The organism is Veillonella rodentium (assembly GCF_900187285.1).
In the GTDB taxonomy this organism is placed as follows: domain Bacteria; phylum Bacillota; class Negativicutes; order Veillonellales; family Veillonellaceae; genus Veillonella; species Veillonella rodentium.
Map to the genome: position 1 here is coordinate 1,136,246 of NZ_LT906470.1, position 20,579 is coordinate 1,156,824.

The following is a 20,579-nucleotide window of genomic DNA, read 5'->3' on the forward strand; positions in this document are numbered from 1 at the left end:
AATTCCTCCTTAACCGATAGAACCTTCTAATTCAAGATTGATTAGATTGTTCATTTCAACCGCATATTCAAGCGGTAATTCCTTAGAAATCGGTTCAACGAAACCTCGAACAAGCATTGCACGAGCTTCTTCTTCACTGATACCGCGAGTCATGAGATAGAAAATCGCCTCATCGGAAATACGACCGATCTTAGCTTCATGACCTAAATCCACATTATCATTTTCAACGATAATAGCCGGGATTGTATCCGATTGAGATTCAGCATCAAGCATTAACGATTCACAGGAAACAGTAGCCTTTGCATGTTCCGCCTTTGGCCCGATTTTCAAAAGGCCGCGATAAATTGCAGCGCCACCGGATTTGGAAATGGATTTAGAGTTTACATTACTTGTCGTATATGGTGCATTATGAACTACTTTACATCCTGTATCAAGGAATTGTCCTTCACCGGCAAATGTTACACCTGTAAATTCCGCATGAGCACCTTCACCGTTTAGAATACTCATCGGATACAGGCAGGATACCTTGGATCCGAAGGAACCGGAAACCCATTCAATTGTCCCGCCTTTGCCTACAACACAACGTTTCGTGTTGAGATTATACATATTTTTAGACCAGTTTTCAATTGTAGAATAACGCAATGTGGCATTATCCTTAACGAACAATTCCACTGCACCCGCATGAAGATTGGATACATCATATTTAGGAGCGGAACAACCTTCGATAAAGTGAAGCTTTGCCCCCTCCTCCACGATAATCATCGTATGCTCAAACTGACCTGCACCCGGCGCATTCAGACGGAAGTAGGACTGCAACGGAATATCTACCTGTACGCCAGCCGGAACGTATACGAAGGAACCGCCTGACCAAACGGCGCCATGAAGGGCCGCCCATTTATGGTCCGTAGGAGGAATCAAGGTCATCCAGTATTTTTTTACGATTTCTTCATGTTCATGAAGAGCCGTTTCAATATCGGTATATATAACCCCCTGTTTAACAAGGTCTTCTTGAATACTGTGGTATACAACCTCTGAGTCATACTGAGCACCTACGCCCGCAAGAGATGTTTTTTCCGCTTCCGGAATACCTAGGCGGTCAAATGTGCTTTTAATTTCTTCCGGAACTTCGTCCCAGTTCTCTTTCATATCAACTTTCGGCTTAACATAAGTATGAATATTTGCCATATCCAAGCCGGAAATATCCGGGATCCAGTTAGGAATCCCCATGCGATTATAGATGTCCAAAGACTTCAAACGAAACTCGAGCATCCATTCAGGTTCATTTTTATTGGCCCAAATTTCCCGGATAATATCTTCCGTCAAACCGGTATCCGAAATATAGGAATATTCAAAATCATTCTTTATATCGTAGACACCGCGGTCCATATCCGCCACTTGGGTTTTCTTTCTTTGTTCCATAGTGCCTCCTATGCTAATGATTTGTATGCGTCATAACCTTTTTCTTCGATTTCACGCACGAGAGAAGCATCCCCGGTTTTAACGATTTTACCGTTGATTAAAACATGAACAAAATCAGGTTTCAACTTTTGTAAAATTTGGTTATGATGCGTGATAATCAATACAGCATTATCTTCATTGTGAAAGCGCTGTACCCCTTCAGATACGACACGAACCGCATCTACGTCAAGGCCGGAATCGGTTTCATCAAGAATCGCCAATTTAGGATTCAAAATGGACATTTGAAGGATTTCATTCTTCTTGCGTTCACCGCCGGAAAACCCTTCGTTTACATAACGTTGTGCATAAGATGTATCAAAAGATAATTCATCCATCTTGGTTTTCAACTCTTTTTTAAACGCCAACGCCCGTACGTTTTCACCTGTAATTGTGGATTTAGCTGTACGGATAAAGTTTTCTACAGTAATCCCCGGAACGGAAATCGGATTCTGAAAGGACATAAAGATACCTGCTTTAGCACGATCATTTACGGCATCTTCCGTAATATTCTTACCGTCAAAAATGATAGAGCCTTCATCCACTGTATATGTAGGATTTCCCATAATGGCATTGGCCAAAGTGGATTTGCCTGCACCATTTGTCCCCATTACGACATGAATTTCACCCTTATTAATTGTTAAATTGATCCCCTTCAAGATCTGTTTTTCTTCGACAGATACCTTTAAGTCTTTTACCTGAAGTAATTCAGCCAAAATGTTCACTCCTTCTTATTATGTATATTGCCATTACAGGATATATACATCTATTTATGTAAAACATATATAATGACACATATAAAAAGGCGGTACGCACTAACGTGGATACCGCCGTATTTCTCGCCAACTTAGCAAGTGTGTGCATAACAATCTACACTCATTATACATTCTTATCTAAATGATAGCAAGATATTCCTACTAAAATATACTGGAATTAAAAGAATATCAAGTATTACATATATTGATACGTTTTTATTGGTATTCGTTCTCATCCTATTCGATTCTCAATATTAAATTATAACTTGGAAAAATCTAATGTACGGAATAAATCATCATATGTTTCGGCACGACGGATTTGCGTAACAGAACCATCTTTATGCAGGAGTAATTCAGCTGAGCGCAATTTACCATTATAGTTAAAACCCATCGAATGTCCATGAGCCCCCGTATCATGAATGATGATACGATCACCTATATCGATTTTAGGCAATTTCCGTTGAATAGCAAATTTATCATTATTTTCACACAAAGATCCTGTCACATCATATACATGATCCTTTGGTTCGTTTTCCTTACCCATGACTGTAATGTGATGATATGACCCGTATAATGCAGGTCGCATAAGATCGGCCATACAGGAATCAAGCCCGATATAATGACGATATATATCCTTCTTATGAATTGCTGTAGATACAAGGTATCCGAATGGACCTGTTACCATGCGTCCGCATTCATATGCCAAGGCGATGTCATTGAGACCATTGCCTTTAATAATCCTGTCATATGCATCATGAACACGTTGGCCTAACCGTTCAAAATCAACAGGTGTGTCCTCCGGTTTATACGCAACGCCTACACCGCCACCAAGATCGATAAACGCAACATCAATGCCAAGTTTGTCTTTGATGTCTACAGCTAGATTAAAGCAGATTTCCGCAGTACCTACAAGGCCGTCGATATCCAATTCATTGGACACAACCATCGTATGTAAACCGAAGTGTTTAACACCCTTCGCCTTTAATTGCTCATAGGCCTCAAATATTTGATCACGCGTCATACCGTATTTAGCTTCCTCGGGAAGACCGATAATTGTATTGCCACCTTCTTTCAAAGAGCCCGGATTATAACGTACACAAAATGTGTCGGGTAAAGACCCGTGATTCTTTTCAAGATATTCTATATGTGTAATATCATCTAAATTGATAATAGCCCCTAACTCCAATGCTTTTTTATATTCCACATATGGCGTATCGTTGGATGTGAACATGATATCATGACCCTTTATGCCCACCTTTTCACACAGCAATAACTCCGCCAACGAGGAACAATCCGCACCGACGCCCAAATCTTGCAGAAGTCGCATAATGTATGGATTCGGGGTAGCTTTTACGGCAAAATACTGTTTGAACCCCTTGTTCCAGGAAAATGCATTGATGAAGGATTTCATATTGTTAATAATACCTTCCTCATCATAGATGTGGAAAGGTGTCGGATAGTCAGCGATAATGGCTTCCAACTGTTCAGCTGTAAACGGAACTGTTTTCGTATTCATAATAACCTCTCTATAAAATAAAAGGCTCATTACAACGATGAGCCTTTATATCCCAATTACTATTTAAACAAAGCTTTATCTAAACTATAGCGACCTGCACCGGCAAAGAACAACATAATAGCGCCGAAGCCAAGTTGAGACGGATAATCCCAGCCAAAGAAACTGCCGTTCAGATTAATAATGGTAGCCGTTGCTAAAGTGCCTACAAGCAGAATAGCACCAATGCGTGTAAATAATCCTACCGCAATGAGAATACCGCCAATCATTTCAGCAAGTGCAGCCGCGGTTCCCAGCATTTCATAGCCGCCGGATACACCTAAAGGAGCCAACATGGCACCTACCTTGTATAATCCCTGAGAGCCGCTAAGCCATTTTAAATAGCCATGATAAAACATGGAAATCCCCAATGCTAGACGATAGATAAACAAACCAAAGTTAATATAATTAGGTTTACTTTTGAATATAAAGTTTAACACAGTAACACCTCTTTCTCTATTATATAGATAAATTTCAATATATTCAGTATATATTAAAATAATGTTACTTGTCAAACAAGACTCATATAAAATTCTATAGAATTATAACATACTAAACTTTCAAAATCAATTTCATCGATGTCAACTATTAACACAAGAATTTACAATCAAAATTATTCAACTAATACATAGAAAATCAAAAAAATACCCCTAATGAATATAAGAGTATAGGAATCTTAATTCATTAGAGGTATTGTAAGATTAACTAAAGAGTTTTAGCAGCTGATATTACATCATACCGCCCATACCACCCATAGGAGGCATTGCAGGTGCTGCAGCATTTTCATCTACCTTATCAGCAACAATAGTTTCTGTAGTCAAAACTAACGATGCGATAGATGCGGCATTTTGAAGTGCGGAACGTGTTACCTTCGCAGGATCGACGATACCTGATTTTACCATATCTACATATTCTTCAGTCAATGCATTAAAGCCGATACCAGCATCTGTATTTTTAACCTTTTCAACAACAACGGAGCCTTCAAGGCCTGCATTGTATGCGATTTGGCGAACAGGTTCCTCTACAGCACGTTTTACAAGGTTAATACCGGTCTGAACATCACCTGTCGCTTCCAATGTATTCAATGCAGGGATGATATCGATGAATGTAGTACCACCACCGGCTACGATACCTTCTTCAACAGCGGCACGTGTAGCATTCAATGCATCTTCGATGCGAAGTTTTTTATCTTTCATTTCAACTTCTGTAGCGGCACCTACTTCAATAACAGCCACACCGCCGGATAATTTAGCAAGACGTTCTTGCAATTTTTCACGGTCAAATTCGGAAGTCGTTTCTTCCAGTTGTGCACGGATTTGACTAACACGTTGAGCGATTGCATTCTTATCACCTACGCCATCGATAATCGTTGTTTCATCTTTACTGATGCGAACCTGACGGGCTGTACCAAGGTCTTCAAGCTCTACAGAGTCAAGTTTACGACCCATGTCTTCAGTGATTACAGTACCACCTGTTAAGATAGCGATATCTTCAAGCATAGCTTTACGACGGTCGCCAAAGCCAGGCGCCTTAACAGCTACCGCTTTAAATGTACCACGCAATCTGTTTACTACCAATGTAGCCAATGCTTCACCTTCTACATCTTCAGCGATGATAAGAAGTTCTTTACCTACTTTTACCACTTTTTCAAGTGTTGGTAACATATCCGCAATAGCGCCGATCTTACGGTCCGTAATCAAGATATACGGATTATCCATAACAGCTTCCATACGATCAGGATCGGTTACCATGTATGGAGAAATGTAGCCACGGTCAAATTGCATACCTTCTACTACATTTAATGCCGTTTGTAAACCTTTGGATTCTTCAACAGTAATAACGCCGTCGTTGCCGACTTTTTCCATTGCTTCCGCAATCAGACCGCCGATTTCTTCATCTGCCGCGGATACGCTTGCGACTTGAGCGATTTCCGCTTTTCCGGAAACTTTAATGGAACGTTTTTTGATTTCATCTACCAATGTTTTTACAGCGGTTTCAATACCTTTTTTCAAAATCATCGGATTAGCACCGGCTGCTACGTTACGCATACCTTCTTGAATCATAGCTTGAGCCAATACAGTGGCAGTCGTAGTACCGTCACCTGCTACATCATTAGTTTTGGTAGCAACTTCTTTTACCAGTTGAGCCCCCATATTTTCAAATGGATCCGGTAGCTCAATATCGCGGGCAATCGTTACACCGTCATTTGTAATTGTGGGAGAACCGAATTTTTTATCTAATACCACATTACGGCCTTTAGGTCCCAATGTAACTTTTACAGCATCCGCCAATTGATCAACGCCGCGGCCTAAAGCGCGACGAGCTTCTTCGTTAAACAAGATTTCTTTTGCCATATGTATTACCTCCTACATAATTGGACTATCCAATGCAACAGAAATATATATTTGTGAAAGCACTATATAAATACTCAAATATAATGTTTCTAATAAATATTTAACCTATTATAATATTGCTAGAATATCGCGTTCACTGATAATCAAGTGAGTAGCGCCATCGATTTCTAATTCGCTACCGGCATATTTCGCGAACATAACATGGTCGCCAACCTTAACTTCCGGAGCTACACGTTGACCATTATCACATAGTTTACCGGAACCTACAGCTACAACTTCACCTTCTTGAGGTTTTTCTTTTGCTGTATCAGGAAGAAAAATACCGCTCTTCGTTTTTTCCTCTTTTTCTACTAAACGAATAACAACACGATCAGCTAATGGTTTTAACATATGATGTCACTCCTTTTTAATCTCATTCACTTATTAGCACTCAAAGGCGTCGAGTGCTAATCACAAGTATTATTATAACCTAACTTAAAATAATTGCAAGACTTTTTTTTGATTTTTTGACTTTTTAGTTTTTCCCTGATTTATTAACTTGTTCAATGATGCATTGACAGGTTTTTACTATAGACATATGTTGCTTCATACTTAGACTTCGTATACGGCCATAGGCCTCTTCCTCTGAAATTTTATATAGTTCCATAAGAATTCCTGTCCCTCTCTGAATAAACTTGCGCTCCTCCAAGGATTGTTCCAATTGAACCATCTGCTCTCTTAAGTTTTCATCGGATTTAAAACGTCCTAACGCCATTTCCAAGGTAGGCATCAACTGGTCCTCCCGCAACGGTTTGATTAAATAACCATACACTCCCGATTCACGGGCTTTATCAATTAAATCCTGTTGGCTATAACTCGTGAGTAACACAACCGGTGCATAATGATGAAAACCGATCTGTCGGGCCGCCTCGATACCATCCAACTCAGGCATTTTTACATCCATTAAAATAATATCAGGATGATGATCTTTGCATAATTGAATCGCTTCTATTCCATTGGAGCCTTCCCCTACCACTTCATGGCCTTGAGACTCCAATATATCCCGTAAATCCATACGAATAAGGGATTCATCATCTACAATAGCTATGCGCATTTACTTCTCCTTTTTCATATGAATCGTAACAGTCACACCTTTTTGTGAATTCACTATGCGTAAAGATCCGTTTAATTCATGAATGACTAGATTATTAATAATTGTCAATCCTAATCGCTTATTAGATCCTATATCAAAATCTTCTGGTAATCCCCGACCGTCGTCACTGAAGGTCATGATGATTTCATCATCCGTTTCATCGACGGCTAAATGAATATTTCCGCTTTCACCGTCTAAACCATGTTCCAGACTATTTGTAATCAATTCATTAATAATGAGTGACACATAGCTGGCCACATATGAGGAAATTAATATATCCGCTCCGTCATAAGTAAAAGTTACCATTTGATTATGACGGGCCATACTGAGTCTTAATAATCGACACAACTCATCATATATGGAGCGTACCCCGATATAATCCTCATCATAATGTGACACTATATCATGAACTAATGCCATGCTTTCAATGCGATTGATCCCTTCCTGCAAAGCTTGTTTTACGTCCGGTAAATTCGACCGGCGGGCCTCCATACGCAAAAGCCCGGCTACCGTCTGCAGATTGTTTTTTACACGATGGTGAATTTCTTTTATGATAGAATTTTTTACGAGCAGCTCCTGCTGCTGTTTACTTTCACGGGTGCAATCATGGAGGACTAAAAAACACCTCGTTTCATTACGCCCCATGGCAATAGGAATCATATGCTGACGAATGACCATATCCTGATAGATCTCTTCACTGGTGTATACAGTCCTGTTCCCTAATACCTGCTGTATAGCGGAAATTTTTAAGGTCCCCCCGTAAATTGATGAACCGATGAGACGACGATTAAATCCCAATATATCGACCAGCTGTAAAGCGGCTTCATTGCCGTAAATAATTGTATTAGTATGATCAAATATAATAAGTCCGTCCAGATACGATATAGGTTCATAGGACTGTATCTGTTCATCTGTCGCAGTCAACATGAGCCGATGCATCGTATCCGATAAGATATACTCCCGTTCAAATTGATCAGGTTGAACGGAGGTAGATAAAGTAAATGAAATACCTCCGATGATTCGCCCCCCATTATCGGCAATGGGAAAAACATGTTCCCGGCTGGTTTCAACGGCTCCACATTGAGGGCTTCCCTTAGCAAACATATTCCGCCATAAATAAGAACTCTTTGTCCGACGCGTCACGATCTCCGTATCATTACGCATGATACAGAGCATATTAATACCGTCCTTATCGCTGTCCTCATAAGAGGATCTTAAAAGTGGCGTAAAAAGCTGTATCCTTTGACGGGTTACAGATTCGCCAAAGGATATAAGTGTGCTGATATGCTTAAGTAATGCTGTTTGTGATGGTCCCAATGGGGTTTCATTCAAAATATCCTGACCGATATCCACAATTAATCCTCTTTCCAAGACACATAACCGATTTCAACACTCGGTTTCGCATTTAATGTAAGATCGCTAAATTTTCCGGCCTTAGCCATGTAATAGGCTCTACATCCAATCATAGCCGCATTATCCGTAGATAAAATCTTGTGAGGTTTATAATAGGTGAACCCTTCCTCGTGACACATATTCTCTAATGCGCTTTGCAAACCTTTATTTGCGGATACTCCGCCGGCAATAGTGATACGAGTTTCCCCCAATGTATGCGCCGCATCCTTCGTCTTTTCCACCAGTACATCAACGATGGCTTTTTGAAAGGATGCCGCCACATCCGCTTGATTAACAGGTTCATCTTTCTGCTGTTTACTGTTAAGATAATTGAGGACCGCAGACTTTAAACCGCTAAAACTGAATTCAAAATTTCCGGGTTCGCTCAACGCCTTCGGAAACTCAATAGCATTTTCATCGCCTGTAGCAGCAAGGGCATCAATATGAGGTCCTCCCGGATAAGGAAAGCCCATCACGCGAGCAATTTTATCAAACGCCTCGCCCGCTGCATCATCTCGAGTCTGTCCTAAAATATGAAATTCTTCATACCCTTTCACATGAACAAGCATCGTATGTCCACCGGATACGACAAGACTTAAAAATGGTGGTTCTAGATCAGGATTCGCCAAAAAATTAGCAAAAATATGCCCTTCCATATGATGCACCGGCACCAAGGGAATGCCTGTTGCAAAGGATAATCCCTTTGCCGCTGCAACACCGACCAGCAAAGCTCCCACTAATCCGGGACCGTATGTCACACCGATATGATCAATATCTTTCAATGTAACCTGTGCATCTTTCAATGCCTGATCGATAACGGGGATTACCTGTTCGATATGATGGCGGGAAGCAATTTCAGGTACAACGCCGCCAAATTTTCTATGTATTGGAATTTGACTGGATATAACGTTTGATAAAACGGTGCGACCATCCTTAAGGACTGCCGCCGATGTTTCATCACAGCTGCTTTCCAATGCTAATGTATATATACTCATTCTATTTCCTTTGTAACGAGAGACATGATATATGCATCTTCCTTAGGTTCCGAATAATAGTCTTTACGTATCCCCTTTACGGTAAATCCTAAATTTCTATACATGGCCAAGGCCGATAAATTTGAAATTCGAACCTCCAGAAAGATTTCCTGCATTCCTCGCTGAACACATGCATCAATTAAACACGCCATCAATTGAGTACCGTAGCCCTTGCACCGAACTTCGGGAATAATGGCGATATTCGTAATCTGTCCTTCATCGTGAACAAGCCAAACACCACCATATCCGATAATTCTGTCATTTTCAGACAGCACCATATACAGCTTATTCGATGTATTTTCTAACTCAGACGCAACAGACTCTAAGCTCCATGAAACAGAAAAGGATACTTGTTCAATTTCATAGATAACCTGTGCATCTTCTATGGTAGCCATTCGAATATCCATCATTCTGCTCCTGCCGCTTCCGTCACGATAACAGAAAGGTTTTGAGATAGCATATCCGGGTTATCCTTATGGCGTTCCTCCCATAAAACCTCGGCTTCGGAGCGACGGATATAATAAGGAACCATATCCATCGGATCCGATATAAAATTCTTATCCACCAATTCTTTTCCGGACAGCAATAAGGAGCTCGCCTTTGGAATTCTTCTCATTATATCGGCAATCATGCAATTTGTATCACTTTCATCTAACAGTTTTTCGATACGTTTGATACCGTCTCCGATGAAAATAACCTTCTCCTTAGAATCTCTAAAGCAATTAATCAAATTAACCGCCTCAACGACAAAAGGATCCTCGGTGCGAAGTAAACGATTTGCCTCATAGTGATATAAGGCTGCATAGACATGTTTTTTTTGAGCGTCCACAACAGTACAGATTGTATAATGCGTATACGGAATATTACGAGCCAGACTATCCATAGTCATAACGCCATACAAAGGAATCTGTAAGGCATAAGCCATCGCCTTCGCCGTTCCCATACCGATTCGCAGCCCTGTAAAAGATCCGGGGCCGATACTGACCATTATTCCTTTCAACATATCTTTTGTCACCTGTGTCGATTGTAAAAGCATATCGATATGCGGCACCAACTGTTCGGAATGAGTCAATCCGGCTTGTACGGTTAGTTCACCTACAAGGCGTTCTTCATCCATTAATGCAACACTTGAAACAAGAGAGCTCGTTTCAATTCCCAACCACATAATGGCCTCCTATCTCCAACAAATCATCCACTTCAAGATGATCGCTATCAAGTATAATCGAGCGACTCATATCATCGATGGTCTTTAAATTAATCCACAAAGTTTCATCCGGTAATTCATCACGAAACTTGTCCGCCCATTCTACAATAGAGATCTGCTCCTCTGTATATTCATAAAATCCGATGTTTTCAAGTTCACTTACATCGTCTAAACGATACACATCAAAATGATATAAGGGACCGGACTCTGCGGTATATGTATTCATAATTGCAAAGGTAGGACTTGTAATCTCTTCCGTTACACCGAATCCCTGAGCAATCCCTTGCGCCAGATGAGTCTTGCCTGTCCCCAGATCGCCGACGAGTGCTACGCATAACGAATCTCTTTTTTTTCTTAACCATTTCCCCAAGTTTTTACCAAAATCCTGTGTATCTTCTACCGAATGAGTTTCTAATCGAACCCGAGCTTTATGATTCATGAAAATGATTATATCCTTTCGCTTCAATAGTTTTAACCGTTTTATCCGGCGTTACCATCTGTACAACGGTCGGTCCCGACAACACTTCACCAATTAATGAAATACCGTCCATATCCTGTAGTTGAGGAACTAAAGATTTCGGTGCAGTAAAGACAAGCTGAAAATCTTCCCCTCCATACAGTGCATAATCTACGGGATTAGTCTGTAGATGTTCAGCTAAAGCATATGTTTCCGCATGTAAGGGAATCGCCTTTTCCTCAATAACAATAGATACCGAGCTGGCCGATGCAATTTCATTAAGCTCACTGGCAAGACCATCACTGATATCATTCATACTGTGAACCCCAAGGTCTCGTAATCTCTGTCCCAAGAAAACCTGTGGTTCCGGCCGTTGATGCCCGATCTTGGTCATAGTATATCCATCCAGTGAATACATAAGTGCACTCAATCCGGTGGCGGCATATCCTAAATAATTGGTCACGCCCACCACATCGCTGATTTGAGCTCCGCTACGTAATACGGCACATCCTTGCGGTACTTCACCGATGATGGTTACTGTCCAAACCATAGGTCCTTCGATACGTACTGTATCACCACCTAATATATTAACGCCATACTTCTTACATTGATCTTTAATACCTCTATAGATTTCAGCCAATATATCCGTATCTATATAATCCGGTGCAGCTACAGACAAAACCACTTGCTTAGGCGTTCCCCCCATTGCAGCAATATCACTTAAATTAGCTGACATGAGGCGATATCCCACATCATAGGGCATCATATAATGAAAGCTGAAATGAACTCCTTCCACCATTGTATCCGTACTGATTAACTGATCCACATGCTCAGAAGTATTGTAAATGGCACAATCATCACCAATACCTTGAATTACCGTATCCGGATTATAAACGGTATCACTCTGAATATGACGTATGAAATTAAATTCTCCTACCTGTTTTAATTGCATCCCATCACCTAATTTCCGATTATTGTACTCTTTGTATTGTAACATATAATAAAGTCAACAAAAATAGCAGGCAGTCGATATATTATCGACTGCCTGCTATTTTGTGCTGATTCCTATTATTTCTTAATAAGATCATTCATTCGTTTTATCGGTTCACTTGTATCAAAACCGCCTATTGTATCCACCTTTTTCCCGTCGGACACAAAGAGAACACCGTTAATATTATCAAATGACGTCAACGTATTAACAATCGCCGCCATTTGTAATTTAACTGTTAAATCTCCACCTTTGGCTGCAACAAAGGCTTTATTGACCTCAACAGAAGCAATACCGTTCTTAACCGTAACAGAATTGATTTCCACATCCTTGGAGAATACCGGATACTGTTGCGCTCGGTCGGCTTCCAACATTGCAAGTAATGCTGCTTTTGGAGTTACCTTATTAGCTTCCATATCAACAGTTTTCTGTTTAACACCGGAGCCATCTTCCGTAGGAACAAAGAATACCATTTTTACCTTCTCATTCGATGTTTTTGTTGTTTCTGCATCCTTATTTATCTTTGACTCCTGTACAGGTTCACTTTTACCTGGAGTCGGTGATTGTTCCGGTCCACAGCCTGCAGCAAAAGCGAGAATGCCAATACAGAGGATCGATAAAACTTGCTTACGTAACTTCATCCATTAACCTCCAAAGTAGCTCGCAATACCATTGGCAATGCGTTTTGCAAAATCCTCTTGTGTTTGTGGCGATTGTAATGCCTTTTCTTCATTAGGATTTGAAATGAAACCGAGTTCAACAAGAATTGCAGGCATATTAGAATGTCTCAATACATATAAATTGCCTTCTTGACTACCGCGGTCTCCGCCAAAACCAGGAGTATTAGCAATTTGAGATTGTACCTTTTGAGCCAATCGCAAATCATTACCAGTCTTGCTATAGTAGTATGTAGCAATACCACCAACACTTGGATTATTAAACGAATTGATATGAACACTAACCAATGCATCGGAATTATTAGCATTCGCAACATTAACACGAGCACCCAATTCATCAACACCACTCGCATTAGGACCATATACATCCACATCGGATGTACGAGTCATAACAACCTTGGCACCACGAGATTCCAAAGCGGCTTTCAAATATTTGGAAACCGGCAATGTGATATTCTTCTCTTGTACCCCATGAGGACCGATAGCACCCGGATCACTACCACCATGACCTGGATCGATAGTAATAGTTTTACCGGAAAGACCTCCCGATGTAGAGTACTTACCGGAACCACCAGGCAGATTCTTTGCCGGATGTGCGGAAGGTGACGGTTTCTTGCCATAATAAACAGGCTTAGATACGGCCCCTTTCTTTTGTACATCTACAACGATGCGATACGGCTTTTTATTAACCGTATCTTTTTTCAAGGAAAAGACTTTTACATCACCAGTATCAAGGGCAGAAGGTGTTGTAATCGTTACGGTTACATCTTTACCCACTTGAGAAAATTGAGCTGAATTAGCAATACTGGAATCCATCGTTATATTCCGTTTCGCTGTTTTCAACTTGGTATTTTTCAAGGTAACCGTCGTCGTTTTCCCATCCTTGCTAATCGATGCGGCTGCTTTTACAGGCGTGGATAAATCCATAACTATACGTACGTATGGTGCTGGTGCATCCGTTCTTGTCACCCATCGAGCATCCTCAAGATTAGCCGCCTTTGCCTGAGTCAATAACAGGGGTATAACCATTAAGACTGCAAGGCAAATAAAAAATAGTTTACGCAATACATTCACTCCAATCTAACTGACATACATTGTGTCCAAACCATAGAGATGAGCCGACGAAAGCTTTGTCTATCAAAGTCTCATCGTTCCAATCTATCGATAAACTAATATTAGATTATAAATAGATTATTTCATACAAAGATGAAGACTAGTATATTGATTATACATAGAACCCTTATGTAAAACACATCATAAGAATTATATTCTACAAATCAAAATCAATCCTACCTCTCTGTAGTAATTTGCCATTCATTCCCATCCGTACTAATGTGAATACGTCCCATCGTATCCGTACGGTAAATAGCAATATTGTTTTCCTGCAAACGACGCAATGTCACATCGTGAGGATGACCATACTTATTATACATGCCATTTGAGATTAATGCACTCTCCGGCTTGATAGATTTCAAAAAATCTTCCGAACTGCTCGTGCGAGATCCGTGATGTCCTACCTTCAAAATACGTGCAAAGAGCTTGGAATTCAGTTCTTTCACCAATTTTTTCTCTTCTTGTATTTCTGCATCGCCCGTAAAGAGCATTGAAAATTTGCCGAAAATCAATTTTCCTACAATCGAATTATTATTAAGATCCGGCTCTCCTTTTTTATCGGTAAGCGTTTCATTCCACGGCGCATAAACTACAAAGACAGCCCCATGTCCAAAATCCACCACATCACCATTTTTTAAAGTCGAACGTTGAATCTTATTTTTTTCAATCCATCGTTCATAAGTTTTATACATATTGTTATCTACGGTGATACCGTCATCATAAACATGCTCAATAGGCATTGCTTTCGTAATTGCCAAGAATCCGCCCATATGATCTGCATGGGGATGGGTAATAATTACATTTTTAAGCTTCGTAACCCCCATTGATTTCAGTTGAGCCACGATATTCTCACGATGTTCTATATCACCTGTATCAATCATACTGTACTCATCACCTATTTTAAGCAAAATGGCATCACCTTGACCGATATCGAGCATATATATATCAAGATGCCCCTCAGGTGTCGTCGTTTTCGTATCGATTGAATATTCCTTAGATGATGTTATTACAGTATTGGTTGCCGCATTGGCGACATCTGTCGACTTGCATCCGGCAATGGCAAGAACCGGAATACATAAAAGCAATAGAAAGGTTAATAAGCGTTGTATTTTATATGTCATTTCCGTTCTCCCAACAATTCACCAATAACCTGTCCGATATGGAGACTTACGTCACTCGGCGTATATCCCCAAGGCTTGTTATCAGATAAGAGATCGGCACTACGGCTATGTACATAAACGCCTAATACAGCACTATCCTGCAATGAATACCCCTGACTGATAAAAGCGGAAATAATCCCTGTTAATACATCTCCCATACCGCCTGTTCCCATTCCGGAATTTCCAATAGTATTGATATATACAGTTCCATCCGGTAAAGCCACCAAAGATGGTATACCTTTCAACACAAGAACAACATTATGAGCCATTGCAAAAGCTCGAGCCACTATTACGTAATTATGTTCAATCCACTTTACAGGCATATCGATAAGGCGACTGAATTCCCCCAAATGAGGCGTCATCACACATAATGGTATTGATTTTGACACAGAGTATAACTCATTAAAATCGCCTGACATCAAGGCATCTGTATTTACAATACCTATATGCCCCATTGCATATAATGCATCTGCATCAAACACCAAAGGGTTATCACACGTAGTAAGTACAGATTGAACCAGTGTTTTTACCTCATCGGTACGTCCCAAACCCGGGCCGATGGCAACAACATTACGTTGATGACATAAATCACTCATATCATCCGTTATAGAGGTAACCATAACTTCAGGAATAATGCGGTCTTGCACAATTTTCTGTATCTTTTCAGGTACAGCCAATGTAGTCTTACCTGCGCCGCTATGAACAGCAGCTTCACCGGCCAATATAGGAGCCCCGACCATATCCTGTGAGCCGCCGATAATGAGCAAATTACCATTTACACCTTTATGAGCCGTATCGGACCGATACTCTATTAATAGCTCAGCTAATTCGTTATCAATGGTAAATGTTTTATATCTATCCTCTATCATCTGCTGCCAAGGAACTCCTAGAGGAGCAACAATACAAACTCCTCCGACATTTTTTCCCGGATAAAGCAATAGCCCCTGCTTCATTGCACCGAAGGTAACCGTATAATCACAGGCTAAAGTGCCTTCAGAAATCTGGCCCGTCGTCGCATCCAAGCCGGCAGGTACATCAATAGCCCATACATCAAATCCATATTGAGTTCTCATGATATCAATATCATGCAAAATCTCTATTGTCGAACTTCGTAATACACCTTCCAGTCCGGTACCTACCAAGCCCTCCACAACAACGACGGCCTGACTCCAATCATTAAAATCATCGTATACCTCCACGCTGCATCCCATAACCTTACATCGTTTTAACTGACTCTGAAAGAGAGTACTTCCCTTATCAGGATTCCCACAAAGCACAACGCGTACAGGTACACCTTGTTCCATAAGATGACGTGCCGCAACCAGTCCATCCGCACCATTATTACCGCAACCGCAAAGGAATAACACAAAACGCCCCTGCATGTTGTTTTCATCCAGCTGAAGCAAATTATAATTTCCCCACAAGGCATCTACGAGACCTCTGCCGGCATTTTCCATTAATAGCTCTAAAGGAATATCAAAAGCGGTAGGAACAATGTGATCAATATATTGTGCATCTTCTCGCGTCAATATGTGCATGCTAATCTCCTTCAAAAATAACCGTACTCATCGCATATGATTGGCAATGACTGATAGATACGAGAATATTCTTGTATCCTGTCTCATCATATATTTCCTTAAATACATCTTGTAAACGAATGAAAGGTGCCCCTAAATTATCATGGGCTATTTCTATATCTAACCAGGAACCTTTGCGCAATCCGGTTCCTAAGGCCTTCAGAAAAGCCTCTTTTGCCGCATATATGCCCGCATAAGATTCATATTTTCCTTTATTACGACTTTCACAATATGCTATTTCAGCCTCCGTAAATAGACGTTCAAGAAACCGGTCAGATTTATTAATCGCATCGGTAATACGTTTAATTTCAATAATATCATTACCTAGCCTCATATATGCCTCCTATATACACTAATAATTTCATTATACACGTATAATAGAAGAAAAAAAAATTCCGACCCCATTGGTACAACAGGATCGAAATTTATATGGTGTCAGATCATCTTATATTCATAATACCTATAATATATCTGACCCGTTCATTATAACAAAGTTAATTCTATGAGGCAATCATAAAATATAAAATAAATTCATAGCAATATGTAAATCTATATATTACTAATTATTATATACTAGATAATCGATTATCAACATATTCAAATATAGCAATAGATTATGCCCGTGTATCAAACGGTAATTTAGGAACTCCGTAAATCTGCACCTTTCCCTTATAATTTACGGCTACATACATGATCCCCTTCCGATAATCCATATCTTCAACCTCCATACCGCTGGTATATGGCATAATACTTTGAACATCACCACCTTTATTTACAAAAACAAATGACGACAAAGTTGTAAAGATGGTACTGCCATTATGGGCATAAGCCCCATTATTATTTAGATTGCTATGTTGGGCATTGATTCTAGCAGAACGTAATCGTTTAAACCGTGCATCATAATAATTAATAGTTCGATATGTATTGGTTAAAGGTAAAATGGATACAAATTGATTCAATTCGGTATCATAAGCCAGATTAAAAACTTTATCGCTCAGTTTAATCGGACTTTCCACCTGTAATGTATCCGCATTGATGGGCGTCACCATATAACCATTAACTATCGCATTGGTGGTATAGAGCTTATTCGTCTTCGGATTATAGGTCAATGTATTCATGTGTCCTAAATTATTTTTATCTTTATATTCATAACGATTTACAACGTTAAAATTGCTAGGATCCAGTTCATAAATAATCTGTTTTGTACTCTCTTCATTAATACATGCTAACACGAATACATCTTTCTTCGAATTATAACAAAACCCCTGACATTGATTAACGCCTTCGTTTAAAGGTACTGTTGCTAATAACTTTAACGACATAGGTGTTTGAACCTCTAATACACGACGCTCCACAGTCGGCATCATTATTAACGTATTAATATAATCTAAAATTGCCTGATCCATAAATACTCCTTATTAAATTCAAAATAACGCATTTAACATAAAAACTAATAAAAACTAATAAATTCAATGAAATATATAAGAATTTAATATATAAAAATAGACGGCAAGACATAAAGCCTTACCGCCTAAGTTTGGTGCCGGAGGTGGGACTTGAACCCACACGGTGTTACCCGCTTGATTTTGAGTCAAGTGCGTCTGCCATTCCGCCACTCCGGCATTTCGGAACATTTGTAATTATACCTAAACGCCCAATTGATGTCAATATATTTTTATTTTTTATATAAAATTTTTTGAACAGCTTCCATATCCGAATCGGATTGTTGTTTCCATGTCAAAGCTACAGCAGTGATATAACCCTTTCGAGCATATTCCACATCAGTCGGAACAGCCTCCGCACCATAATCCAGTTCACCGGCTAACCAATAATAATCCTGACCTCTCGAATTAATACGTGCATCAATGATATTACTATATGTTTGTAAGCCTTGACTCACTATTTTAAAATGATCCCAATCACATAGACCTCTTAGTGGAAAATTCACATTCAACAATCCCGTAAACTGACCGGATACATAGATTTTTTCTATCAAATCATGAATAAATGGATGCATCTCTTCCGCTCTTTCCGGGGAGTAACGCTCCACGGATAATGCCAATCCGGGAATACCGTAAAAACAACTTTCCATAGCCGCGGATACTGTTCCTGAATACAGCACATCGGAACCTAAATTGAAGCCATGATTAATACCTGAGACAACTAAATCAGGTATATCATCCGTTAATAAATAACTCAAACCGAATTTCATACAATCCGACGGAGTCCCTGTTAGTGCATAGAGGCGAGGATTTTCATCCTCGCCATTATATGCATCTAACTTTAAAGGATTTTCCGTAGTCAATGCATGTGACTTGGCACTTTGCTCCATAGCGGGTGCCACGACGGTAATACGATAAAACTGTCCTAAATAATCAGCCAAGTTACGTAAGCCATCGGCTAATATACCGTCATCATTACACATTAAAATATGCATATCTACTCCTGAAAAGTCTATTTACTGCACTTTTTATTCATATCGCCCATACGAGTCAATTTGACATCATATAAGCCTACCGCACGTGTATGCTGCGTGTGAGACCACACCTTATTATGCCGTCTGAAGAAGCCCAAAATATTAACGGGAATCCACGAATATACAAATAAAGGATATAACAAATAATAGAACCAGATCTTAGGCGGCACCTTAATTTTTAACAATACTACAAGCGGGAACAGGTATTGTCCTACACCGATGATTGTCCATACAGACATCGGCAAAATCTGATACAGAATATTGGTATAAATAGGTATATACGCATTAATATAAGATAACACTAAATATATAGTAGTCACCAATAAGAAATACGGTTGGCTCACCTGGAATATACCGTCCAAAATCATAAGATTTCCCGTTTTAATGCCTATAGCAAACAGTTTTGGTATATACCGCCCTGCACAATCAAACTGGCCTTGTGCCCATCGTAAACGCTGCCGGCAAGATGCCATCATGGTCGTCACCTTTTCATCATAAACAATAGCATCATGAGCCCAACAGGTACGAACACCATGAGTCAATAATTTCATGGAAAACTCCATATCTTCCGTCAAACTGTTGCAATCCCACCCGTATTCTCTGATAACAGACGTACGAATACACATGCCGGTTCCACCTAAAGCAGTAGATAAGCCAACCCGATATTTTGCCAGATGCCACATATGATTAACCATCCAGAAGGCAATCGAAAATGTTCCTGCCACCCATGAATCTGTAGGATTCTTAGAGTTAAGATATCCTTGAATAACGGACTCGCCCTTCTCTAAATGATCATTCATTTCTAACATAAATTGAGGATGTACTAAATTATCGGCATCAAAAACAAGAAATGCATCATAATGGGTATCCATTTTCTCAACGCGGTCAAACATCCATCCCATGGCATACCCTTTGCCGACTTCATCTCTGTTGACGCGCACATGCACATTGGCACCTGCAGCTTCCGCAACCTCTGCAGTCTTATCGGTACAGTTATCAGCTACAACAAAAATATCATATAGTTCATCAGGATAATCCAAGCTGCGTAAATTTTTTACCAGCTCTCCCACTACAGCTTCCTCATTATGTGCACATACCACAATGGCAAAAGAATTCTTCGGTGTGTAATTTTTATGTACCCGTGACCGCCACATACCAATAACGGCTAGTACAAAATAATAAATCGTATAAATCACGATTATTACCTGCATAGGAATCAATAATAGATCCAGTAGGTAATTCATACTAATATC

The 20,579-nt window shown here is 39.9% G+C and carries 21 protein-coding genes and 1 tRNA gene; all 22 read right to left on the reverse strand.

Going from position 1 to position 20,579, the window contains the following annotated elements:
- Positions 1–9 precede the first annotated feature (9 nt).
- Positions 10–1,419, reverse strand: coding sequence for a Fe-S cluster assembly protein SufB (sufB, locus tag CKV62_RS05135; RefSeq protein ID WP_095065997.1), 1,410 nt, complete (start codon positions 1,417–1,419; stop codon positions 10–12).
- A gap of 8 nt (positions 1,420–1,427) precedes the next feature.
- Entirely contained in the window at positions 1,428–2,171 is a 744-nt protein-coding gene (gene sufC, locus CKV62_RS05140; protein ID WP_095065998.1) for a Fe-S cluster assembly ATPase SufC, read from the reverse strand.
- 298 nt (positions 2,172–2,469) lie between these two features.
- The gene (locus CKV62_RS05145) at positions 2,470–3,726 is read right to left on the reverse strand and encodes a diaminopimelate decarboxylase family protein (RefSeq protein WP_095065999.1); all 1,257 of its coding nucleotides are present in this window, start codon (positions 3,724–3,726) and stop codon (positions 2,470–2,472) included.
- A 59-nt stretch (positions 3,727–3,785) separates the two neighbouring features.
- Complete coding sequence (locus CKV62_RS05150; protein ID WP_038115249.1) at positions 3,786–4,202, reverse strand: DoxX family protein; 417 nt, start codon at positions 4,200–4,202, stop codon at positions 3,786–3,788.
- 288 nt (positions 4,203–4,490) lie between these two features.
- Entirely contained in the window at positions 4,491–6,116 is a 1,626-nt protein-coding gene (groL, locus tag CKV62_RS05155; protein ID WP_095066000.1) for a chaperonin GroEL, read from the reverse strand.
- A 108-nt stretch (positions 6,117–6,224) separates the two neighbouring features.
- Positions 6,225–6,506: a co-chaperone GroES gene (gene groES / locus CKV62_RS05160; protein ID WP_038115255.1), complete on the reverse strand. Its 282-nt coding sequence runs from the start codon at positions 6,504–6,506 to the stop codon at positions 6,225–6,227.
- A 124-nt stretch (positions 6,507–6,630) separates the two neighbouring features.
- On the reverse strand, positions 6,631–7,209 hold the full coding sequence (locus tag CKV62_RS05165) for an ANTAR domain-containing response regulator (RefSeq protein ID WP_095066001.1): 579 nt from the start codon (positions 7,207–7,209) through the stop codon (positions 6,631–6,633).
- Entirely contained in the window at positions 7,210–8,601 is a 1,392-nt protein-coding gene (locus tag CKV62_RS05170; RefSeq protein WP_095066002.1) for a sensor histidine kinase, read from the reverse strand.
- 2 nt (positions 8,602–8,603) lie between these two features.
- Positions 8,604–9,635, reverse strand: a complete 1,032-nt coding sequence (tsaD, locus tag CKV62_RS05175; protein ID WP_095066003.1) for a tRNA (adenosine(37)-N6)-threonylcarbamoyltransferase complex transferase subunit TsaD — start codon at positions 9,633–9,635, stop codon at positions 8,604–8,606.
- Positions 9,632–10,081 (reverse strand): ribosomal protein S18-alanine N-acetyltransferase, encoded by a 450-nt coding sequence (gene rimI / locus CKV62_RS05180; protein ID WP_095066004.1) that lies wholly within the window; start codon positions 10,079–10,081, stop codon positions 9,632–9,634. The genes tsaD and rimI overlap by 4 nt, the downstream gene beginning before the upstream one ends.
- Entirely contained in the window at positions 10,081–10,839 is a 759-nt protein-coding gene (tsaB, locus tag CKV62_RS05185) for a tRNA (adenosine(37)-N6)-threonylcarbamoyltransferase complex dimerization subunit type 1 TsaB (protein WP_095066005.1), read from the reverse strand. The genes rimI and tsaB overlap by 1 nt, the downstream gene beginning before the upstream one ends.
- The gene (gene tsaE, locus CKV62_RS05190; protein WP_095066006.1) at positions 10,823–11,317 is read right to left on the reverse strand and encodes a tRNA (adenosine(37)-N6)-threonylcarbamoyltransferase complex ATPase subunit type 1 TsaE; all 495 of its coding nucleotides are present in this window, start codon (positions 11,315–11,317) and stop codon (positions 10,823–10,825) included. The genes tsaB and tsaE overlap by 17 nt, the downstream gene beginning before the upstream one ends.
- Positions 11,307–12,287, reverse strand: a complete 981-nt coding sequence (gene thiL, locus CKV62_RS05195; RefSeq protein ID WP_095066007.1) for a thiamine-phosphate kinase — start codon at positions 12,285–12,287, stop codon at positions 11,307–11,309. The genes tsaE and thiL overlap by 11 nt, the downstream gene beginning before the upstream one ends.
- 116 nt (positions 12,288–12,403) lie before the next feature.
- Positions 12,404–12,964 carry a GerMN domain-containing protein gene (locus tag CKV62_RS05200; protein ID WP_095066008.1) on the reverse strand — a complete coding sequence of 187 codons (561 nt, stop codon included), beginning with the start codon at positions 12,962–12,964 and terminating at the stop codon, positions 12,404–12,406.
- A 3-nt stretch (positions 12,965–12,967) separates the two neighbouring features.
- On the reverse strand, positions 12,968–14,065 hold the full coding sequence (locus CKV62_RS05205; RefSeq protein ID WP_095066009.1) for an N-acetylmuramoyl-L-alanine amidase family protein: 1,098 nt from the start codon (positions 14,063–14,065) through the stop codon (positions 12,968–12,970).
- A 224-nt stretch (positions 14,066–14,289) separates the two neighbouring features.
- Positions 14,290–15,234: a ComEC/Rec2 family competence protein gene (locus CKV62_RS05210; RefSeq protein WP_095066010.1), complete on the reverse strand. Its 945-nt coding sequence runs from the start codon at positions 15,232–15,234 to the stop codon at positions 14,290–14,292.
- A complete protein-coding gene (locus CKV62_RS05215) occupies positions 15,231–16,811 on the reverse strand; it encodes an NAD(P)H-hydrate dehydratase (protein WP_095066011.1) in 1,581 nt (526 codons plus the stop codon). Before CKV62_RS05215 ends, CKV62_RS05210 begins: the two co-directional genes overlap by 4 nt.
- A 1-nt stretch (position 16,812) precedes the next feature.
- Positions 16,813–17,184, reverse strand: coding sequence for a holo-ACP synthase (gene acpS, locus CKV62_RS05220; protein ID WP_095066012.1), 372 nt, complete (start codon positions 17,182–17,184; stop codon positions 16,813–16,815).
- A gap of 280 nt (positions 17,185–17,464) precedes the next feature.
- Positions 17,465–18,256 (reverse strand): hypothetical protein, encoded by a 792-nt coding sequence (locus CKV62_RS05225; RefSeq protein WP_095066013.1) that lies wholly within the window; start codon positions 18,254–18,256, stop codon positions 17,465–17,467.
- A gap of 132 nt (positions 18,257–18,388) precedes the next feature.
- Positions 18,389–18,472: transfer RNA gene (locus CKV62_RS05230), tRNA-Leu, on the reverse strand.
- 53 nt (positions 18,473–18,525) lie between these two features.
- A complete protein-coding gene (surE, locus tag CKV62_RS05235) occupies positions 18,526–19,287 on the reverse strand; it encodes a 5'/3'-nucleotidase SurE (protein WP_095066014.1) in 762 nt (253 codons plus the stop codon).
- A 17-nt stretch (positions 19,288–19,304) separates the two neighbouring features.
- The gene (locus CKV62_RS05240) at positions 19,305–20,570 is read right to left on the reverse strand and encodes a glycosyltransferase family 2 protein (protein ID WP_095066015.1); all 1,266 of its coding nucleotides are present in this window, start codon (positions 20,568–20,570) and stop codon (positions 19,305–19,307) included.
- Positions 20,571–20,579: the final 9 nt, after the last annotated feature.